At 67.1% G+C, this 18,367-nt stretch carries 18 protein-coding genes; 13 read left to right on the top strand and 5 right to left on the bottom strand.

What is annotated here, in order from left to right; genetic code table 11:
• Positions 1–85: 85 nt before the first annotated feature.
• Complete coding sequence (locus tag DCN14_RS11685) at positions 86–382, bottom strand: STAS/SEC14 domain-containing protein (protein WP_338138578.1); 297 nt, start codon at positions 380–382, stop codon at positions 86–88.
• On the opposite strand from DCN14_RS11685, the gene DCN14_RS38690 reads away from it, so the two are divergent.
• The gene (locus tag DCN14_RS38690; protein WP_240327303.1) at positions 290–682 is read left to right on the top strand and encodes a hypothetical protein; all 393 of its coding nucleotides are present in this window, start codon (positions 290–292) and stop codon (positions 680–682) included. The genes DCN14_RS11685 and DCN14_RS38690 overlap by 93 nt on opposite strands.
• A 26-nt stretch (positions 683–708) precedes the next feature.
• On the opposite strand, the gene DCN14_RS11680 is transcribed toward DCN14_RS38690, so the two are convergent.
• Positions 709–3,009: an NADP-dependent malic enzyme gene (locus DCN14_RS11680; RefSeq protein ID WP_096501768.1), complete on the bottom strand. Its 2,301-nt coding sequence runs from the start codon at positions 3,007–3,009 to the stop codon at positions 709–711.
• A 136-nt stretch (positions 3,010–3,145) separates the two neighbouring features.
• Between DCN14_RS11680 and DCN14_RS11675 the strand changes: the two genes are divergently transcribed.
• From DCN14_RS11675 to DCN14_RS11640, 7 genes are all read left to right on the top strand, one after another.
• Positions 3,146–4,117 carry a LysR substrate-binding domain-containing protein gene (locus DCN14_RS11675; RefSeq protein WP_096501766.1) on the top strand — a complete coding sequence of 324 codons (972 nt, stop codon included), beginning with the start codon at positions 3,146–3,148 and terminating at the stop codon, positions 4,115–4,117.
• Positions 4,118–4,431: 314 nt separating this feature from the next.
• Positions 4,432–5,385 carry a choline ABC transporter substrate-binding protein gene (locus DCN14_RS11665; RefSeq protein WP_096501764.1) on the top strand — a complete coding sequence of 318 codons (954 nt, stop codon included), beginning with the start codon at positions 4,432–4,434 and terminating at the stop codon, positions 5,383–5,385.
• Positions 5,386–5,485: 100 nt separating this feature from the next.
• On the top strand, positions 5,486–6,415 hold the full coding sequence (locus tag DCN14_RS11660) for a 3-keto-5-aminohexanoate cleavage protein (protein WP_096501762.1): 930 nt from the start codon (positions 5,486–5,488) through the stop codon (positions 6,413–6,415).
• An 89-nt stretch (positions 6,416–6,504) separates the two neighbouring features.
• A complete protein-coding gene (locus DCN14_RS11655) occupies positions 6,505–7,470 on the top strand; it encodes an L-carnitine dehydrogenase (RefSeq protein ID WP_096501760.1) in 966 nt (321 codons plus the stop codon).
• A gap of 4 nt (positions 7,471–7,474) precedes the next feature.
• Positions 7,475–7,963 carry a thioesterase family protein gene (locus DCN14_RS11650; protein ID WP_096501758.1) on the top strand — a complete coding sequence of 163 codons (489 nt, stop codon included), beginning with the start codon at positions 7,475–7,477 and terminating at the stop codon, positions 7,961–7,963.
• Positions 7,964–7,987: 24 nt separating this feature from the next.
• On the top strand, positions 7,988–8,944 hold the full coding sequence (locus tag DCN14_RS11645; RefSeq protein WP_096501756.1) for an alpha/beta hydrolase: 957 nt from the start codon (positions 7,988–7,990) through the stop codon (positions 8,942–8,944).
• 23 nt (positions 8,945–8,967) lie between these two features.
• Positions 8,968–10,164 carry a TauD/TfdA family dioxygenase gene (locus DCN14_RS11640; RefSeq protein WP_096501754.1) on the top strand — a complete coding sequence of 399 codons (1,197 nt, stop codon included), beginning with the start codon at positions 8,968–8,970 and terminating at the stop codon, positions 10,162–10,164.
• A gap of 186 nt (positions 10,165–10,350) precedes the next feature.
• On the opposite strand, the gene DCN14_RS11635 is transcribed toward DCN14_RS11640, so the two are convergent.
• The 3 genes from DCN14_RS11635 to DCN14_RS11625 all read right to left on the bottom strand — a co-directional run bounded on the left by DCN14_RS11635 (position 10,351) and on the right by DCN14_RS11625 (position 12,309).
• A complete protein-coding gene (locus DCN14_RS11635; RefSeq protein WP_096501752.1) occupies positions 10,351–10,653 on the bottom strand; it encodes a DUF4148 domain-containing protein in 303 nt (100 codons plus the stop codon).
• 214 nt (positions 10,654–10,867) lie between these two features.
• Positions 10,868–11,854 (bottom strand): oxidoreductase, encoded by a 987-nt coding sequence (locus DCN14_RS11630; protein ID WP_096501750.1) that lies wholly within the window; start codon positions 11,852–11,854, stop codon positions 10,868–10,870.
• Positions 11,855–12,018: 164 nt separating this feature from the next.
• Positions 12,019–12,309, bottom strand: coding sequence for a DUF3331 domain-containing protein (locus DCN14_RS11625; RefSeq protein WP_096501748.1), 291 nt, complete (start codon positions 12,307–12,309; stop codon positions 12,019–12,021).
• Positions 12,310–12,987: 678 nt separating this feature from the next.
• Here DCN14_RS11625 and DCN14_RS11620 point away from each other — a divergent pair.
• The 5 genes from DCN14_RS11620 to DCN14_RS11600 all read left to right on the top strand — a co-directional run bounded on the left by DCN14_RS11620 (position 12,988) and on the right by DCN14_RS11600 (position 18,363).
• Positions 12,988–13,752: an SDR family oxidoreductase gene (locus DCN14_RS11620; protein WP_096501746.1), complete on the top strand. Its 765-nt coding sequence runs from the start codon at positions 12,988–12,990 to the stop codon at positions 13,750–13,752.
• Between the two features lie 43 nt (positions 13,753–13,795).
• Positions 13,796–14,638: an ureidoglycolate lyase gene (locus DCN14_RS11615; protein ID WP_096501744.1), complete on the top strand. Its 843-nt coding sequence runs from the start codon at positions 13,796–13,798 to the stop codon at positions 14,636–14,638.
• 23 nt (positions 14,639–14,661) lie between these two features.
• Positions 14,662–15,939: an L-fuconate dehydratase gene (locus DCN14_RS11610; RefSeq protein WP_096501742.1), complete on the top strand. Its 1,278-nt coding sequence runs from the start codon at positions 14,662–14,664 to the stop codon at positions 15,937–15,939.
• 81 nt (positions 15,940–16,020) lie between these two features.
• Positions 16,021–16,797, top strand: coding sequence for an SDR family oxidoreductase (locus tag DCN14_RS11605; RefSeq protein ID WP_096501740.1), 777 nt, complete (start codon positions 16,021–16,023; stop codon positions 16,795–16,797).
• Between the two features lie 12 nt (positions 16,798–16,809).
• A complete protein-coding gene (locus DCN14_RS11600) occupies positions 16,810–18,363 on the top strand; it encodes a sugar ABC transporter ATP-binding protein (RefSeq protein ID WP_096501738.1) in 1,554 nt (517 codons plus the stop codon).
• The last annotated feature ends 4 nt before the right edge of the window (positions 18,364–18,367 follow it).

Here is an 18,367-nt window from a genome sequence, read left to right as displayed (position 1 = left end):
CGGCACGACATCATTGCCGAGCCGATCGCCCACCTGGGCTATCCGCGCCGGATCGACTCCGCCAGCCTCGGCCCGTTCGGGCTTCTCACGCGTTGACCCAGGCGCGCGCCTGTTCCAGCTCGTTCACGTGGAACGCCTTGATTTCGGCCTTCGTAAAGAACCGGGCCAGATGCATCGACGCGTGAATCCAGCTCGCGTCGGCCACCACGGCAGCCCGCGTGATCTTGCGGGCGAGCGGCACGCCGAGCGTCATGTCGGTCCACAACGCCTTCGGTTCGATACCGCTGAAATGTTCGATGCGTTCGAGCACGCGGGTTTTGCCGTTCAGTTCGAGATCGCTGCGCATGCGCTCGATGGTTTCGCGCAGTTCGTGGTCGGTGATTTTTCCTTCGACGGATATTTCGACGACCGGCGAATCGGGAGTGGAGTGGTACAGGATCATGGCGGGACTCCGAGTCAGGAAGACATGGTGCGCCCGGGCACGAACGCAAGCCCGGCGCTCGATGGCTTCTTCATGGTACGCGCTTCCCGCGCGAGCGGTTTGCCTGCGGGCACCGGGCTTTGCTTTGCTTCAATGCCCGACGCGACAGATGCGGCCGCCATGCACGCCTGCCGGAACGGCACCGGTACGAAAAAGCGGCGGATCGCCGAACCCTTCCGGATCCGGCTATCCGCCGCCTGACGAACGACTGTGCCGCGAAGAATCGATCAGCCGGCCACGTTGCGATTCGCCTGGATCACCGTCAACGCGGTCATGTTCACGATCCGTCGCACGGTGGAGCTCGACGTCAGGATATTCACCGGCGCATTCACGCCGAGCAGGAACGGTCCGACCGCAACGTTGCTGCCGGCTTCGGTCTTCAGCAGGTTGTAGGCGATGTTCCCCGCATCGACGTTCGGGCACACGAGCAGGTTCGCCGCACCCTTCAGCGGCGACATCGGCAGCAGTCGCGACCGCAGGGCTTCGTCGAGCGCGCAGTCGCCGTGCATTTCGCCGTCCGCCTCGATATCCGGCGCCTGCACGCGAATGATGTCCAGCGCCTTGCGCATCTTCACGCCCGACGCCGCGCTGCCCGACCCGAAGTTCGACCGCGACAGCAACGCCACCTTCGGCGTCAGATTCAGCCACTCCATCTGGCGCGCCGCGGCGATCGTGTATTCCGCGATCTGTTCCGCATCGGGGTTGTCGTTGATGTGCGTATCGACCAGCGCCACCGTGCGCTGATTGAGCAACAGGATGTTCATCGCCGCGTAGGTCGACGCATCGGGCTTCTTGCCGATCACTTCGTCGACGAAGCGCAGGTGATTGTGATATTCGCCGACGGCCCCGCAGATCATCCCGTCCGCGTCGCCGAGCCGCACCATCATCGCGCCGATCAGCGTCAGGCGGCGGCGCATTTCGACGCGCGCCATCTCCTTCGAAATACCGTCGCGGCAGCGCAGTTCCCAGTACGTCGTCCAGTATTGCGGGAAACGTTCGTCGTATTCCGGGTTGGTGACTTCGACGTCCTCGCCGAGCCGCAGGCGCAGGCCGAAGCGCTCGATACGGGCCAGCAGCACTTCCGGACGGCCGACCAGGATCGGACGCGCGAGCTTCTCGTCGACGATGACCTGCACCGCGCGCAGCACGCGCTCGTCTTCGCCTTCGGTGAACACGATGCGCGCCTTGCCGCCGTCACGCACGAGCTGGCGCGCGGCCGCGAACAGCGGCTTCATGAACGCGCCCGAGTGGTAGACGAACTGCTGCAGCTGCTCGACGTACGCGTCGAGATCCGTGAGCGGGCGCGTCGCCACGCCGCCTTCGATCGCTGCCTTCGCCACCGCCGGCGCGATACGCACGATCAGGCGCGGATCGAACGGTTTCGGAATCAGGTATTGCGGGCCGAAGGACACTTCGTCGCCGCCATAGGCCGCCGCGACGATGTCGTTCTGCTCTTCCTGCGCGAGGCCGGCGATCGCGTGAACCGCGGCGATTTCCATTTCGCGGGTGATCGTCGTGGCGCCCACATCCAGCGCGCCGCGGAAAATGTACGGGAAGCACAGGACGTTGTTGACCTGGTTCGGGAAGTCCGAGCGGCCGGTCGCGATCACGACGTCGTCGCGCGTCGCATGGGCGAGCTCCGGGAAGATTTCCGGCGTGGGGTTGGCCAGCGCGAGAATCAGCGGACGCGGGCCCATCGACTTCAACATCTCGGCGCTCAGGATGCCGCCGACCGACAGGCCGAGGAACACGTCGGCGCCACCGATCACGTCGGAGAGCTTGCGCGCATCGGTTTCCTGCGCGAAGCGTTCCTTGGCCGGGTCCATCAGCGTGGTCCGGCCGCGATAGACGACGCCTTCGATATCGGTCGCCCACACGTTTTCGATCGGCAGCCCCAGGTCGACCAGCAGGTCCAGGCAGGCCAGCGCGGCCGCACCGGCGCCCGACGTCACGACCTTCACTTCCTTGATCGACTTCCCGACGACCTTCAGCCCGTTGATGAACGCGGCGGCGACGGTGATGGCGGTGCCGTGCTGGTCGTCGTGGAAGACGGGGATCTTCATGCGCTCGCGCAGCTTGCGCTCGACGGTGAAGCATTCCGGCGCCTTGATGTCCTCGAGGTTGATCCCGCCGAAGGTGGGTTCGAGGCCGGCGATGATGTCGACGAGCTTGTCCGGGTCGGTTTCGTTGATTTCGATGTCGAACACGTCGATGCCCGCGAACTTCTTGAAGAGCACGGCCTTGCCTTCCATCACCGGCTTGGACGCGAGCGCGCCGATGTTGCCCAGACCCAGCACCGCGGTGCCGTTGGTGATGACCCCCACCAGATTCCCGCGGCTCGTGAAGCGGTGCGCGTTCAGCGGCTCGGCCGCGATCGATTCGCAGACGCTCGCGACGCCGGGCGTGTACGCGAGCGCGAGATCGCGCTGCGTCACGAGCGGCTTGCTGGCGACGACGGAGATCTTCCCCGGGGTCGGAAACTCGTGATAGTCGAACGCTGCCTGCTGCTGTGTCTCTGTCTGTTTCATGTTTTTGGGTCCGGGCGTGTGCGCCAGGCCAGTCCCGACGCGATCCATGGGAGTGATTCTAGGCACCCGATATAACAAGATGATTCTGTTTTAATATTGGTCCATCACTTTTTCCTGATGAATGGTTGACCAGTCAATGACATTCGACACGAACGATGTGGTCAGGCGGCTCGGTGCCCGCCTGAAGATGCGGCACCTGATGCTGCTGCTGCAGATCCAGCAGCACGGGTCGCTGACGCGCGTCGCGGAGCACATGGCCAGCAGCCAGCCGGCGGTGACGAACGCGCTGTCGGAGCTGGAAAGCATGTTCGGCACGCCGCTGTTCGAGCGCTCGTCGCGCGGGATGCGGCCGACCGCGCTGGGCGCGGTGGTGCTCGAGCGGGCCAGGGCGATGCTGAAGGATCTCGACCACCTCGCCCGCGAGATGGAGGCGGTCGCCGCCGGGCATGCGGCCCACCTGCATATCGGCGTGATCCCGTTCATTTCGGGCCAGATGCTGTCGGCGGCGCTCAAGCGGCTGCAATCGCGGATGGAGCGGCGCGTGACGGTGACGATTCACGAAGGCACCAGCGACCAGCTGCTGCTGCAGCTCCGGGACCACAGCGTCGATCTCGTGATCGGGCGGGCGTCGTCGACGGTCGATCTGGGGCAGGTGTCGTTCGAGGTGCTGTACCGGCAGCAGCCGCGGATGATCGCGAGCCGGCGGCTGGCCGCGAAACTGGCCCGCACGAAGCTCGACTGGGAGAAGTTGCGCGCGCTGGACTGGATTCTCGGCGCGCCGCATACGCCGATGCGCGAGCAGGTGACCGACCTGTTTCTGTCGGCGGGCATTGCGCCGCCGGTGCCGATCGTCGAAAGCTACTCGTCGAAGCTGATCGGCGAAATGATCGCGTCGAGCGACGAAGCCGTGTCGATCGTGCCGGCCGATATCGCGGAAGAAATGGTGCGCATCGCCGGGGTGGCGATCGTGCCTTACTCGCTGGTCTGGACGCTGCCGCCCATCGCGCTGTTTACCCGCGCCGACGAATCGCATGCGCCGACGCGGGATCTGCTGGTTCAGGCACTGCGCGAGATCTGCAGGGAAACCTACGTCGAAGTCTCGCGATAACGCTTCGGTTCCCGGCCCGTACGCGCGGGGCCGGGAACCGCGTCACACCTGCTCGCGCGCCGCCGCCGAAGCATGTCCGGCCTGCATTCCCTACGCCGCATCCGGACAATCCCCCGCCCATCAGGATTCGCTCCAAACCCGCGCCGCACAAGCCGCAGCCCGTGCATAGTGGTTTCCACCCATAGTCGCAAATAGTCAAGAACAGGTCGCCGCCGGTCGTCTTGCGACCAATATGGCTCGTTACTTTTACTCCCACGATGCAGGCCGGGACGCACTCCGCGCACCGTCGCACATCGGCCCACAGGGGAGAAACCATGAAGTCGACAAAGATCGCCGCGTTCGTCGCGGCCGTGCTGGCGACCGGCGCATTCGCGACCGCGGCGCAGGCCGAAACGGATGCCGCGACCTGCCGCAACGTACGCTTTGCGGATATCGGCTGGACCGACATCACGTCCACCACGGCGCTCGCCTCGACGGTGTTCGAAGGGCTCGGCTACAAGCCGACGACGACGATCGCGTCGGTGCCGATCTCGTTTGCCGGCCTGAAGAGCAAGCAGCTCGACGTGTCGCTCGGCTATTGGTGGCCGGTGCAGCAAAAGCAGCTTCAGCCGTTCCTCGACAGCAAGTCGATCAACGTCGTCGAACCGCCGAACCTGTCGGGCGCGAAGGCGACGCTCGCGGTGCCGAGCTACGAATACCAGGCCGGCCTGAAGACCTTCGAGGACATCGCGAAACACCGCGCGGAGCTCGACGGCAAGATCTACGGGATCGAGCCGGGCAGCAGCGCGAACGCGACGATCCAGAAGATGATCGACACGAACCAGTACGGCCTCGGCGGCTTCAAGCTGGTCGAATCGAGCGAGGCGGGGATGCTCGTCACGGTCGAGCGCGCGATCCGCGAGAAGAAGTGGGTCGTGTTCCTCGGCTGGGAACCGCACCCGATGAACATCCAGATCAGCATGAACTACCTGTCCGGCGGCGACGCGTCCTTCGGTCCGAACTATGGCGAAGCGCGCGTATACACGCTGACGGCGCCCGACTTCATTGCCCGCTGCCCGAATGCCGGCAAGCTGATCGAGAACCTGCGTTTCTCGACGCAGCTCGAGAACCGGCTGATGCAGTCGGTGATGAACAAGACGAAGCCGGCCGACGCCGCGAAGGCGTATCTGAAGAAGAATCCGCAGGTGCTCGACGCGTGGCTGGCCGGCGTCAAGACGTTCGACGGCAAGGACGGGCTGCCCGCCGTGAAGGCCTATCTCGGCCTGTAACGGCCCGTGCGCGCCGGGTGTGCCCGGCGCGCAGCGACGAATCATCTGCAGTACGACGGAAATCGGGCGACACCATCCGAATCAAACGAGGGCTCACAGCATGAACAACGAAGTCATCATCACCTGCGCGGTCACCGGTGCGGGCGACACGGTCGGCAAGCATCCGGCGATTCCGGTCACGCCGAAGGAAATCGCGGCCGCCGCGATCGAAGCGGCGAAGGCCGGCGCGACGGTGGCGCACTGCCACGTGCGCGATCCGCAGACGGGCCGCGGCAGCCGCGATCCGAACCTGTACCGCGAAGTGGTCGACCGGATCCGCTCGGCCGACGTCGATGTGATCATCAACCTGACGGCCGGCATGGGCGGCGATCTGGAAATCGGCCCGGGCGAAGACCCGATGCGCTTCGGCAAGGGCACCGATCTCGTCGGCGGCCTCACGCGCCTCGCGCACGTCGAGGAACTGCTGCCGGAAATCTGCACGCTGGACTGCGGCACGCTGAATTTCGGTGACGGCGACTACATCTACGTGTCGACGCCCGCGCAGTTGCGCGCCGGTGCCAAGCGCATTCAGGAACTCGGCGTGAAGCCGGAGCTGGAAATCTTCGACACGGGCCATCTGTGGTTCGCGAAGCAATTGCTGAAGGAAGGTCTGCTCGACGATCCGCCGCTGTTCCAGCTGTGCCTCGGCATTCCGTGGGGCGCGCCGGCCGACACCGGCACGATGAAGGCGATGGTCGACAACCTGCCGCCGGGCGCGCACTGGGCCGGCTTCGGGATCGGCCGCATGCAGATGCCGATGGTGGCGCAGGCGATGCTGCTCGGCGGCCACGTGCGCGTCGGTCTCGAAGACAACATCTGGCTCGATCGCGGCGTGCATGCGACCAACGGCACGCTCGTCGAGCGCGCGCGGGAAGTCATCGAACGGCTCGGCGGCCGCGCGCTGACGCCGGCCGAAGGGCGTCGCAAGCTCGGCCTGCCGGCGCGCGGCGAACGTCCGCTCGAACGCCGTGCGGTGACCGAATTTGCATGAGTGTTTGCAACTGATCCAGCTTTATTGCGGCGGCGCGCGCACGAGCGCGGCCGCCGTCCGATTCCCCTCGATTTGAAGGATGCGTTGACATGGCTGTGAAGACCGATATCAAGACGTTCGCCGCGATCGGCACCGGCGTGATCGGCAGCGGGTGGATTTGCCGCGCGCTCGCGCACGGTCTGGACGTGGTCGTCTGGGACCCGGCGCCGGGCGCGGAAGAGCGGTTGCGCGCGAGCGTCGCGAATGCGTGGCCCGCGCTCGAACGTGTCTGCCTCGCGCCGGGCGCCGATCGCGCGCGGCTGCGTTTCGAATCGACGATCGAGGCCTGCGTCGCCGACGCCGACTTCATCCAGGAAAGCGCGCCCGAGCGCGAGGCGCTGAAGCTTGAACTGCACGAACAGATCAGCCGCGCGGCGAAGCCCGACGCGATCATCGCGTCGTCGACGTCGGGGCTGCTGCCGACCGACTTCTATGCGCGGGCGGTGCATCCGGAGCGCTGCGTGGTCGGCCATCCGTTCAATCCGGTCTACCTGCTGCCGCTCGTCGAAGTGCTCGGCGGCGCGCGCACGTCGCCGGAAGCCGTGGAAGCGGCGATGGAGATCTATCGCAAGCTCGGCATGCGGCCGCTGCACGTGCGCAAGGAAGTGCCCGGCTTCATCGCGGACCGGCTGCTCGAAGCGCTGTGGCGCGAGGCGCTGCATCTGGTCAACGAAGGCGTCGCGACGACCGGCGAGATCGACGACGCGATCCGCTTCGGCGCGGGCATCCGCTGGTCGTTCATGGGCACGTTCCTGACCTATACGCTGGCCGGCGGCGACGCGGGCATGCGACACTTCATGCAGCAGTTCGGCCCCGCGCTCGAACTGCCATGGACCAAGCTGGTCGCGCCGACGCTGACCGACGCACTGATCGACAGCGTCGTCGAAGGCACGAGCGAGCAGCAAGGCAAGCGCAGCATCAAGGAACTCGAGCGCTATCGCGACGAGTGCATTACCGAGGTGCTGAAGGCGATCGCCGCGGTGAAGGCGCGGCACGGGATGCGATTCGAGGACTGACAACATGACCGGCGATACCCCGCTGACGATCTACCGCGACGTCGTACGGCCCGAGTGGGTCGACTACAACGGCCATCTGCGCGACGCGTTCTATCTGCTGATCTTCAGCTTCGCGACCGATGCGCTGCTGGACCGCATCGGTCTCGACGACGCCACGCGTCGCGAGCGGGGCCGCTCGGTCTATACGCTCGAAGCGCATGTGAACTATCTGCAGGAGATCAAGGAAGGCGCGCGCGTGCGCGTCGATGCGCGGGTGTTCGCGCATGACGCGAAGCGGCTGCACATGTATCTCGAACTGTTCGCGGACGGGCACGATGGCGCGGTGTCGGCGAGCGAGCAGATGATGCTGCACGTCGACACGCGCGACGGCGCGAAATCGGCGCCGTTCGACGACGACGTCGCCGTGCGCGTGGCCGGGCTTCACGCGTTGCAGCGCGATTGCGCGGCGCCCGCGTATGCGGGCCGCGTGATCGGCCTGCCGCCGCGCCGTTAGCTCCGGATACGGAAAACCCGCACGATGCTCGAACCCGAAATCGCGGCGTTCGTTGCCGCCGTCGCCGCCGCGTATCCGGCCGATGCGGCGGCGCGCTCGGTCGGCGAGCAGCGGCGCGTCTACGATCGCTTCGCGGCCGCATGGACGCCTGCCGCGCTGCCGGCCGGCATCGTGCAGCACGATGCAGTGTGGCGCGCGCCGGACGGACGAGCGATCAAGCTGCGGCGCTACGCGCCTGAGCACGGTGCGCCGCGCGGCACCGTGCTGTTCTTTCATGGCGGCGGCTTCGTCGTCGGCTCGCTCGACAGTCACGCGCTGATCACCGCGCAACTGGCGGCCGACACGGGGCTGGCCGTGGTCGCGGTCGACTACCGGCTCGCGCCCGAGCATCGCGCACCGGCCGCGCTCGAGGATTGCCTCGCCGTCACGCGTGCCGCGCGTGACGCAGCACACTGGCCGTTCGGTTCATGCGCCCGCCCGCTGACGCTCGCGGGCGACAGTGCCGGCGGCAATCTCGCGGCGGCCGTCGCGACCGTGCTGCGCGATGCGGGCGAGGGCGGCATCGACGGGATCGCACTCGTTTATCCGATGCTCGGTTTCGAACCGCAATCGCCAGCGCGCGAAACGGAAGCGCACGCGCCGATGCTGACACTCGACGACGTTCATCACTATCGCGCGCTGTACTGGGGCGATGCGGATGAAGCCGCGTTGAACGACGCTCCGCTGCTGCGCGCATCGGTGCCGCTTGCCGCGTCGCGTTTCGACGGGTTGCCGCCGGTGCTTGCGATCGGCGCGGAACACGATCCGCTGCGTGACGACGCGCGCGTGTACGTCGAACGGATACGCGCGGCCGGCGGCGCCGCACGTTACTGGATGGGAGAGGGGCTGGTGCACGGTTGCTGGCGCGCGCTCGGAACGAGTCCGCAGGCGGCGCGCATGCACCGGATGGTCGGTGGGTTCTTGCTCGCACCACACGCGTAGCGGGCGTTTTCCGGGAGGCAGCGATGCAGTCAGCGCAACACCGTATCGAGGACTGGCGGACGTTTTCGGGGGATGCGGCGATTGCCGCGGTGGCGATCGGCGACGGTACGGTGGACGTCGCGTGGCACGACGCGCGACGATCGCCGTTTCATTTCGACTGGCTGCGCGACAACTGCGCGTGTTCCGCGTGCGTGCATGCGATCACGCGCGAGCAGGTGTTCGAGATCGCCGATGCGCGCGAGGATCTGGCCGCGCACACCGCGCGGATCGAAGCCGACGGCACGCTGCATGTCGAGTGGAACGATGGCCATCGCAGCGCGTGGTCGCCGGGCTGGTTGCGTGCGCATGCTTATGACGATGACTCGCGCGCGGAGCGCCAGGCCGCGCATGGACGGCATGTGTGGGCCGGCGACGATGCAACGGCCATCGGCGTGTTCGCGTGGCGCGACGTGATGGAGGATGACGGCGCGTTGCTTGCGTGGCTGCGCGCGTTGCAGCGCACCGGGCTGACGCTCGTCGAAGGCGTGCCGGCCGAGCGTGGTCGCGTCGACGAGATCGCGCGTCGCATCGGTCTGATCCGCGAGAGCAATTTCGGCGTGCTGTTCGACGTCGAATCGAAGCCGCGCCCGGACAGCAATGCCTATACGTCGCTCAACCTGCCGCCGCACACGGACTTGCCGACGCGCGAGCTGCAGCCCGGCGTGCAGTTCCTGCATTGCCTCGCGAACGACGCGACGGGCGGCGACAGCATCTTCCTCGACGGCTTCGCGCTCGCGGATGCGCTGCGGCGCGAACATCCGGCCGATTTCGAGCAACTGGCGTCGACGCCGTTCGAGTTCTGGAACAAGAGTGCGACCAGCGACTACCGCTGTTCGGCGCCCGTGATCGGGCTGGATGCGCGCGGGAACGTGACGGAAGTGCGGGTCGCGAATTTCCTGCGCGGGCCGCTCGATGCGCCGGCCGAGTCGGTCGCGGCCGTCTATCGCGCGTACCGTCGGTTTCTCGCGCTCGCGCGTGAGCCGCGTTTTCGCTTGCACCGGCGGCTGCGTTCGGGCGACATGTGGGCGTTCGACAACCGGCGCGTGCTGCATGCGCGCACCGAGTTCGATCCATCGACGGGGCGCCGCCATCTGCAGGGCTGCTACGTCGATCGCGACGAGCTGCTGTCGCGATGGCGCGTGCTGTCGCGTTCGGCGCCCGCTGCGGCCGCGCCGCGCTGACCGGCCGCATACACCCGTCTACCCCGCATACGAAAAAGCGCCCGGACGCAACGCGCCCGGGCGAAGCCACCCGCTGCCGGGCGGCGGAGGTATGCGTTTCATAAAAAAGACGAGCCCGCATAGCGGGCTCGTCCGGTTACAGCTTCATCGCGCGATGCGCGGTGCGCCCGCCGGGGGCGCGTCGGCTTACTGGCCGAAGAAGATCGAGTCGCGAGCGTTCGACGACGCTGCGGCAGCCGGGGCGCCCGAGTGGACGACCGGAGCCGGCTGTGCGCCGTAGCCGCTGGCGTCGGCACCATGAACACGCGCTTCCGCCGACTGGATGTCGTTCGGGTAGTACGGGCTCGACAGGCCCGGCTTGTAGCCGGCTTGTTCGAGCTGAACCAGTTCGTTGCGGACTTGTGCGCGGGTCACGGTGCTTTGTGCGAAAGCGCCGAACGAAGCGGACAGGGCGACAGCGGCAACAACTGCGGAAACGAGCGATTTCATGATGACCTCCGGTGTTTTATTGGGTTCGCTCTCGACACCATGTCTTAAGCGATTGACTAAATCTTAGTCACCGGGGTCTTCAGGGTAAACGCTGATTTTGACGATAGATTGTTTCCTGGGTGGTAACAGTCGTGCGTCGAATCAGTCTTTCAACGGCCTTTCTTTTCCGTCTGCGTAATAAGTATGAAGAATATGCGAGCCGGCGGCGTGCCGCTCAGCGTGCCTCGGCCGCGGCGTCGAACGGCTTGGCGAGCGGCCTTCCGGCGGGTGCGCCCGCGCTCAGGAAACGCACGCCCGTCGCGGCTTCCGACGCTTCCCACAGCAGCGCCGCCACGGCCGCGTCGCGGGCCGAACGCGGCACGCTTGCGGGTGCCGGCAGGCCGCGCGATTCGAACCAGCCGGATGGGCCGATGTACGAGCCGCCGATGAGATCGGGCGCCGTCGCCGCATGAATCGCGGGCAGCGCGCCCTGGTCGGCAGGTTGCGCGAGATAACGGTTCGCCGCACGCATCAGCGTGGCGCGGGCGGGCGAGCTGTCCATCGCGGGGCCCGCGAACTGCAGGTTGGTCGCCGCGTAGCCGGGGTGCGCGGCGACGCTGATCCCCGCGAACGCGGCGCGCTGGAAGCGGCGCTGCAACTCGATCGCGAACACGAGGTTCGCGAGCTTGCTGTCGCAATACGCGAGATAACGGTTGTAGCGATGCTCGGCGCGCAGGTCGTCGACGCGGATCCGGCCGCCGCGGTTGAAGCCGCTCGACATCGTGACGACGCGCGCCCGGCGGGCGGCGCGCAGCGCGGGCAGCAGATGGCCGGTCAGCGCGAAATGGCCGAGGTGGTTGGTGCCGAACTGCATTTCGAAGCCGTCGCGCGTATGCCGCAGCGGCAGGAACATCACGCCGGCGTTGTTGCAGAGGATGTCGACGCGGCCGTGACGTTCGGACACGTCGTCGGCGAAGCGCTGGATCGATGCGAGATCGGCGAGGTCGAGCGGATCGACTTCGACGCGGGCAGCGGGATGAAGACGGCGGATCGCATCGGCCGCCTGCGCGGCGCGGGCGGCATCGCGGCAACCCATCACGACGGTCGCGCCCTTGGCGGCGAGCGTTTCCGCGATCTGCCAGCCGAGACCGCTGTTGGCGCCGGTCACGACCGCGACCTTGCCGCCTTGCGCCGGGACGTGGCGCGCGCTCCATGCATGCATGTCTGCCTCCCTCGGCGTGGCGATGCGCCACGACGCGTAATCGTTACATTGAGTGGTGTAACGATAGTCCGCGCAGGCGGAGCAGACAAGCGGGGGAATTAGACCGGCGGTTCTAGGCAGGCATGCGTGTTACGCAGCCGGCCCGCGCACGCGGCCGGTGCGCGTTATCGGCCGCCGGCCATGCCGAGCACTTCGGCGGCGGAGATCATCGCGGCCGCATTCGCGGGTGCCGGGCGCTCGGCCGGGCGGAATACTTCGTCGCCGCGCTGGATGACCTGGCGCGACAGCGCGCAGGTGCCGGTGCGCTGCGCGAAGCGGCGGCGCCAGCGCTGCTCGCCGTAATGACAGCGGCCGGGTTCGACCCAGCGGACGACGAGCAGCGTATCGGAACGTTCGAGAATTTCGACGTGGACGTCGGCGGGATCGAGCGCAGGCAGGGATTGAGAGGCCTTCATTTGCCGTTTCCTAAAGCTCGTGCGGTTTCGGCCTTGGCAGTGGATGTCACTACCCGATGGCGAATCCGTAGCGGTTTCCATGAGTGGTGCGCTAAATGTAAGCGTCTGTGACCGGAAAAAACATCCTGTCTGGCTCAAATTACCTTTTGCCGATTTAGAAACAATCGACCCGCATTTTCTTTAAAAAGGGCGGACAAAAACGCCCCGGACGCGGACGCCCGGGGCGGAAAATCGGCCCGCGCCCACCGTGTCTGCTCGCTCAGTCACGGGGCCCACCGCGGGGGACGGAGGTGCCCGTCAGGGATCGTCGACGGGCGGGGGTGCGGTGTGCCGGGAGGCGCGGTCCGGCCACACGATGATCGCGCGCGCATCCCGTTGAGACCCTGACAGCAACATGACTTTTCTGTCAGGTTCGCCGGCCGCGGCGTGACGCGAGCTGCGGAAACCGGCGGAAACGCCCGCCGGCATTGGCTTCGCGCGATGCGGAGCCGATCGTCCGGGGCGTGGGTTGCCCGCCAATCGGCCACTGCGGCACCGCTGCCCGGCAGATTCTCCCGCTCGGGAAAATACTGAATCGCGCGGCCGTGACAAATCCGGAATCTGTTCCTATGATTGGTTGGACCTTTGGTCCTTTGTGCCAATCGGCCGGTTCGCCGGCTTCTATTCGGAGAGGTGCGCATGAGATTGCAGGGCAAGCACGCGCTGGTCACGGCGGCCGGGCAGGGCATCGGCCGGGCAACCGCGCTGCGGTTCGCGAGCGAGGGCGCCGACGTGCTGGCGACCGACATCAACGAGGCCGCGCTCGCGCAACTCGCGGCCGACGCCGAGCGCGCGGGCGGCCGGCTGGCGACACGGCGGCTCGACGTGACCGACGCGCACGACGTCGCGGCACTCGCCGCGCAGGAACGGGCGTTCGACGTGCTGTTCAACTGCGCCGGTTTCGTCCATCACGGCTCGATCCTCGATTGCGACGACGACGCGTGGGCGTTCTCGCTGAACCTGAACGTCACGTCGATGTACCGGCTGATCCGCGCGTTGCTGCCGGCGATGCTCGAAGCGGGCGGCGCGTCGATCGTCAACATGGCGTCGGCGGCGTCGAGCGTGAAGGGCGTGCCGAACCGCTTCGTCTACGGCACGACCAAGGCCGCCGTGATCGGGCTGACCAAGGCGGTCGCGGCCGATTTCGTCGAGCAGCGCATCCGCTGCAACGCGATCTGCCCCGGCACGGTCGAGTCGCCGTCGCTCGAGCAGCGGATCGCCGAGCAGGCGCGCACGCGCCAGGTGTCGACCGACACCGTGCGGCAGGCCTTCGTCGCGCGCCAGCCGATGGGCCGCATCGGCACCGCGGACGAAGTGGCCGCGCTCGCGTTGTACCTCGCGTCCGACGAAGCGTCGTTCACGACCGGCGCGATTCATCTGATCGACGGCGGCTGGTCAAACTGACCGGCCCGCCCCATTCACTTTCCGTTTCCGTTCGGACAACCCCATGAAACTGCTGAGATTTGGCGACAAACACCACGAGAAACCGGGCCTGCTCGATGCGCAGGGCAAGATCCGCGACCTGTCGGGCGTGATCGACGACGTCGCCGGCGATGCGCTCACCCCGGCGTCGCTCGCGCGGCTGCGCGACCTCCCGCCGTCGTCGCTGCCGCTCGTCGAGGGCACGCCGCGGCTCGGCGCGTGCGTCGGCCGCGTCGGCAAGTTCATCTGCATCGGGCTCAATTACTCCGACCACGCGGCCGAATCGGGCATGGACGTTCCGAAGGAGCCGGTCGTGTTCGGCAAATGGACGAGCGCGATCTCGGGGCCGAACGACGACGTCGAGATTCCGCGCGGCTCGGAGAAGACCGACTGGGAAGTCGAGCTCGGCGTGGTGATCGGCCAGGGCGGCCGTTATATCGACGAAGCCGATGCGCTGTCGCACGTTGCCGGCTACTGCGTGGTGAACGACGTGTCGGAGCGCGAATACCAGCTCGAACGCGGCGGCACGTGGGACAAGGGCAAGGGCAACGACACGTTCGGCCCGCTCGGGCCCTGGCTCGTGACGGCCGACGAAGTGCCCGATCCGCACGCGCTGCGGCTGTGGCTCGAGGTGGACGGCCACCGCTACCAGAACGGCACGACCGCGACGATGGTGTTCCGCGTGCCGCACCTGATCAGCTACCTGAGCCGCTTCATGAGCCTGCAACCGGGCGACGTGATCTCGACCGGCACGCCGCCGGGCGTCGGGCTCGGGCAGAAGCCGCCCGTCTATCTGCGCGCCGGGCAGCTGATCACGCTCGGCATCGACGGGCTCGGCGAGCAGCGTCAGCGCACCGTGCAGGCCTGATTCCCTTCAACGGACCGTTCGTCATGCCTATCATTCGATCGATGCGCGTCCTCGACGTGCGCTTCCCGACCTCGCGCCAGCTCGACGGCTCCGATGCGATGAACCCGGATCCGGACTATTCGGCCGCGTACGTCGTGCTCGACACCGACCACGCCGGGCTCGAAGGCCACGGGCTCACGTTCACCATCGGGCGCGGCAACGAAATCTGCTGCGCGGCGATCGACGCGATGCGTCATCTCGTCGTCGGCCTCGACCTCGACTGGATTTGCGAGGACATGGGCCGCTTCTGGCGGCACGTGACGTCGGACAGCCAGTTGCGCTGGATCGGCCCCGACAAGGGAGCGATCCACCTGGCGACGGGGGCCGTCGTCAACGCGGTGTGGGATCTGTGGGCGAAAGCCGAACGCAAGCCGCTGTGGCGGCTCGTGGCCGACATGAGCCCCGAGGAATTGGTGCGCGCGATCGACTTCCGCTACCTGACCGACTGCCTGACGCCGGACGAAGCGCTCGACCTGCTGCGCCGGCAGGCGCCCGGCAAGGCCGACCGGATCGCGCTGCTCGAGCGCGACGGCTACCCGTGCTACACGACGTCGGCCGGCTGGCTTGGCTACAGCGACGACAAGCTGCGGCGGCTGTGCCGTGAAGCCGTCGAAGCCGGGTTCGAGTACGTGAAGCTGAAGGTCGGCGCGAACCTGGAGGACGACATCCGCCGCGTGACGATCGCGCGCGAGGTGATCGGCCCGGACCGCAAGCTGATGATCGACGCGAACCAGGTGTGGGAAGTCGACGAGGCGATCGACTGGGTGCGCGAGCTCGCGTTCGCGAAACCGTGGTTCATCGAGGAGCCGACGAGCCCCGACGACGTCGAGGGGCATCGCAAGATCCGCGAGGCGATCGCGCCCGTGCAGGTCGCGACCGGCGAGATGTGCCAGAACCGCGTGCTGTTCAAGCAGTTCATCGCGCGCGGCGCGATCGACGTCGTGCAGATCGACGCGTGCCGGCTCGGCGGCGTGAACGAGATTCTCGCGGTGATGCTGCTGGCCGCGAAGTACGGGCTGCCGGTGTGTCCGCATGCGGGCGGCGTCGGGCTGTGCGAATACGTGCAGCATCTGTCGATGATCGACTACGTGTGCATTTCCGGCACGAAGGAAGGGCGCGTGACCGAATACGTCGATCACCTGCACGAGCATTTCGTCGAACCGTGCGTCGTGCGCGGCGCGGCGTACATGCCGCCGACGGCGCCCGGTTTTTCGATCGAGATGAAGCCCGAATCGCTCGAGCGGTATCGGTTCCGCGGCTGACAGAAACAGCACGACGAAGCACGACGTACGATGCGCCGCGCGCGGCCTGCGCGGCGACGACACGAACGACGGAGACGCGAAGTGGATTTGAATCTGCAAGACAAGGTCGCGATCGTGACCGGCGGTGCATCGGGCATCGGCGCCGCGATCTCGATGCGGCTGGCCGACGAACGCGCAATTCCCGTGGTGTTCGCGCGGCACGCGCCGGACGACACGTTCTGGCATGCGCTCACGCGGAAGCAGCCGCGCGCGGCGTGGGTGTCCGTCGAGCTGCAGGACGATGCGCAATGCCGCGAGGCCGTCGCACAGACGGTCGCGCGTTTCGGCCGCATCGACGGTCTCGTCAACAACGCCGGCATCAACGACAGCGTCGGCCTCGATGCCGGGCGCGACGCGTTCGTCGCATCGCTCGAGCGCAACCTGATCCACTACTACGCGATGGCGCATTACTGCGTGCCGCACCTGAAGGCGACGCGCGGCGCGATCGTCAACATTTCGTCGAAGACGGCCGTGACCGGCCAGGGCAACACGAGCGGCTATTGCGCATCGAAGGGCGCGCAACTCGCGTTGACGCGCGAATGGGCCGTCGCATTGCGCGGCGACGGCGTGCGCGTGAACGCGGTGATCCCCGCCGAAGTCATGACGCCGCTGTATCAGAACTGGATCGCCGGCTTCGACGATCCCGACGCGAAGCTGGCGGAAATCGCCGGCAAGGTGCCGCTCGGCAAGCGCTTCACGACGGCCGACGAGATCGCCGACACGGCCGTGTTCCTGCTGTCGGAACGCGCATCGCACACGACGGGCCAGTGGCTGTTCGTCGATGGCGGCTATACGCATCTCGATCGTGCGATCGACTGAGGACGGCGCGCCATGCAACCCGATCCGAACCCGATGACCGCCGCACCCGCGGCCCCCGCCGCGCTGATCGCATTGACCGGCGTCAGCAAGCGCTTTCCGGGCGTGCAGGCGCTCGACGATTGCCGGTTCGACCTGCGCGCCGGCGAAGTGCATGCGCTGATGGGCGAGAACGGCGCCGGCAAATCGACGCTGATGAAGATCCTCGCCGGCGTGTACCAGCGGGACGGCGGCGAGATCCGCATGGACGGCCGCGCGGTGGAGATTGCCGATCCGCGTGCCGCGCAGGCGCTCGGCATCGGCATCATCCATCAGGAACTGAACCTGATGAACCACCTGAGCGTCGCGCAGAACATCTTCATCGGCCGCGAGCCGCGCGGCCGCTTCGGCGTGTTCGTCGACGAAGAGAAGCTCAACCGCGACGCGGCCGCGATCTTCGCGCGGATGCGGCTCGATCTCGATCCGCGCACGCCGGTCGGCCGGCTGACGGTCGCAAAGCAGCAGATGGTCGAGATCGCGAAGGCGCTGTCGTTCGATTCGCGCGTGCTGATCATGGACGAGCCGACCGCCGCGCTGAACAACGCGGAGATCGCCGAGCTGTTCCGCATCATCGGCGACCTGCGCGCGAACGGCGTCGGCATCGTCTACATCTCGCACAAGATGGACGAGCTGCGCCAGATCGCCGATCGCGTGACGGTGATGCGCGACGGCAAATACGTCGCGACCGTGCCGATGGCCGGCACGTCGATGGACGCGATTATCGCGATGATGGTCGGCCGCCAGCTCGACACGACGTTCCGTACGCCGCCCGAGACGTCGTCCAACGACGTCGCGCTCGACGTGCGCGGCCTGTCGCGCGGCCGCGCGATCCGCGACGTCGGCTTCACGCTGCGGCGCGGCGAGATCCTCGGCTTCGCGGGATTGATGGGCGCGGGCCGCACCGAGGTTGCGCGCGCGGTGTTCGGCGCGGACCCGATCGACGCGGGCGAGATCCGCGTGCACGGCAAGCCCGTGACGATCCGCACGCCGGCCGACGCGGTCAGGCACGGCATCGGTTATCTGTCGGAGGACCGCAAGCATTTCGGGCTCGCGGTCGGGATGGACGTGCAGAACAACATCGCGCTGTCGAGCATGCGCCGCTTCGTGCGCCGCGGCGTGTTTCTCGATGCACGCGAGATGCGCGACACCGCGCAGTCGTATGTGCGGCAGCTTTCGATTCGCACGCCGTCGGTTGCGCAGCCCGCGCGGCTGCTGTCGGGCGGCAACCAGCAGAAGATCGTGATCGCGAAGTGGCTGCTGCGCGACTGCGACATCCTGTTCTTCGACGAGCCGACGCGCGGCATCGACGTCGGCGCGAAAAGCGAGATCTACAAGCTGCTCGACGCGCTCGCCGCCGACGGCAAGGCGATCGTGATGATCTCGTCGGAGCTGCCCGAGGTGCTGCGCATGAGCCACCGGATTCTCGTGATGTGCGAAGGGCGCGTGACCGGCGAGTTGCGCGCGGCCGACGCCACGCAGGAAAAGATCATGCAGCTCGCGACCCAGCGCGAGTCGACCGTATTGTCCTGATTCA

Source organism: Burkholderia sp. IDO3, from assembly GCF_003366075.1.
Classification (GTDB): Bacteria; Pseudomonadota; Gammaproteobacteria; order Burkholderiales; family Burkholderiaceae; genus Burkholderia; species Burkholderia anthina.
This window is presented reverse-complemented; position numbering and strand designations above follow the sequence as displayed.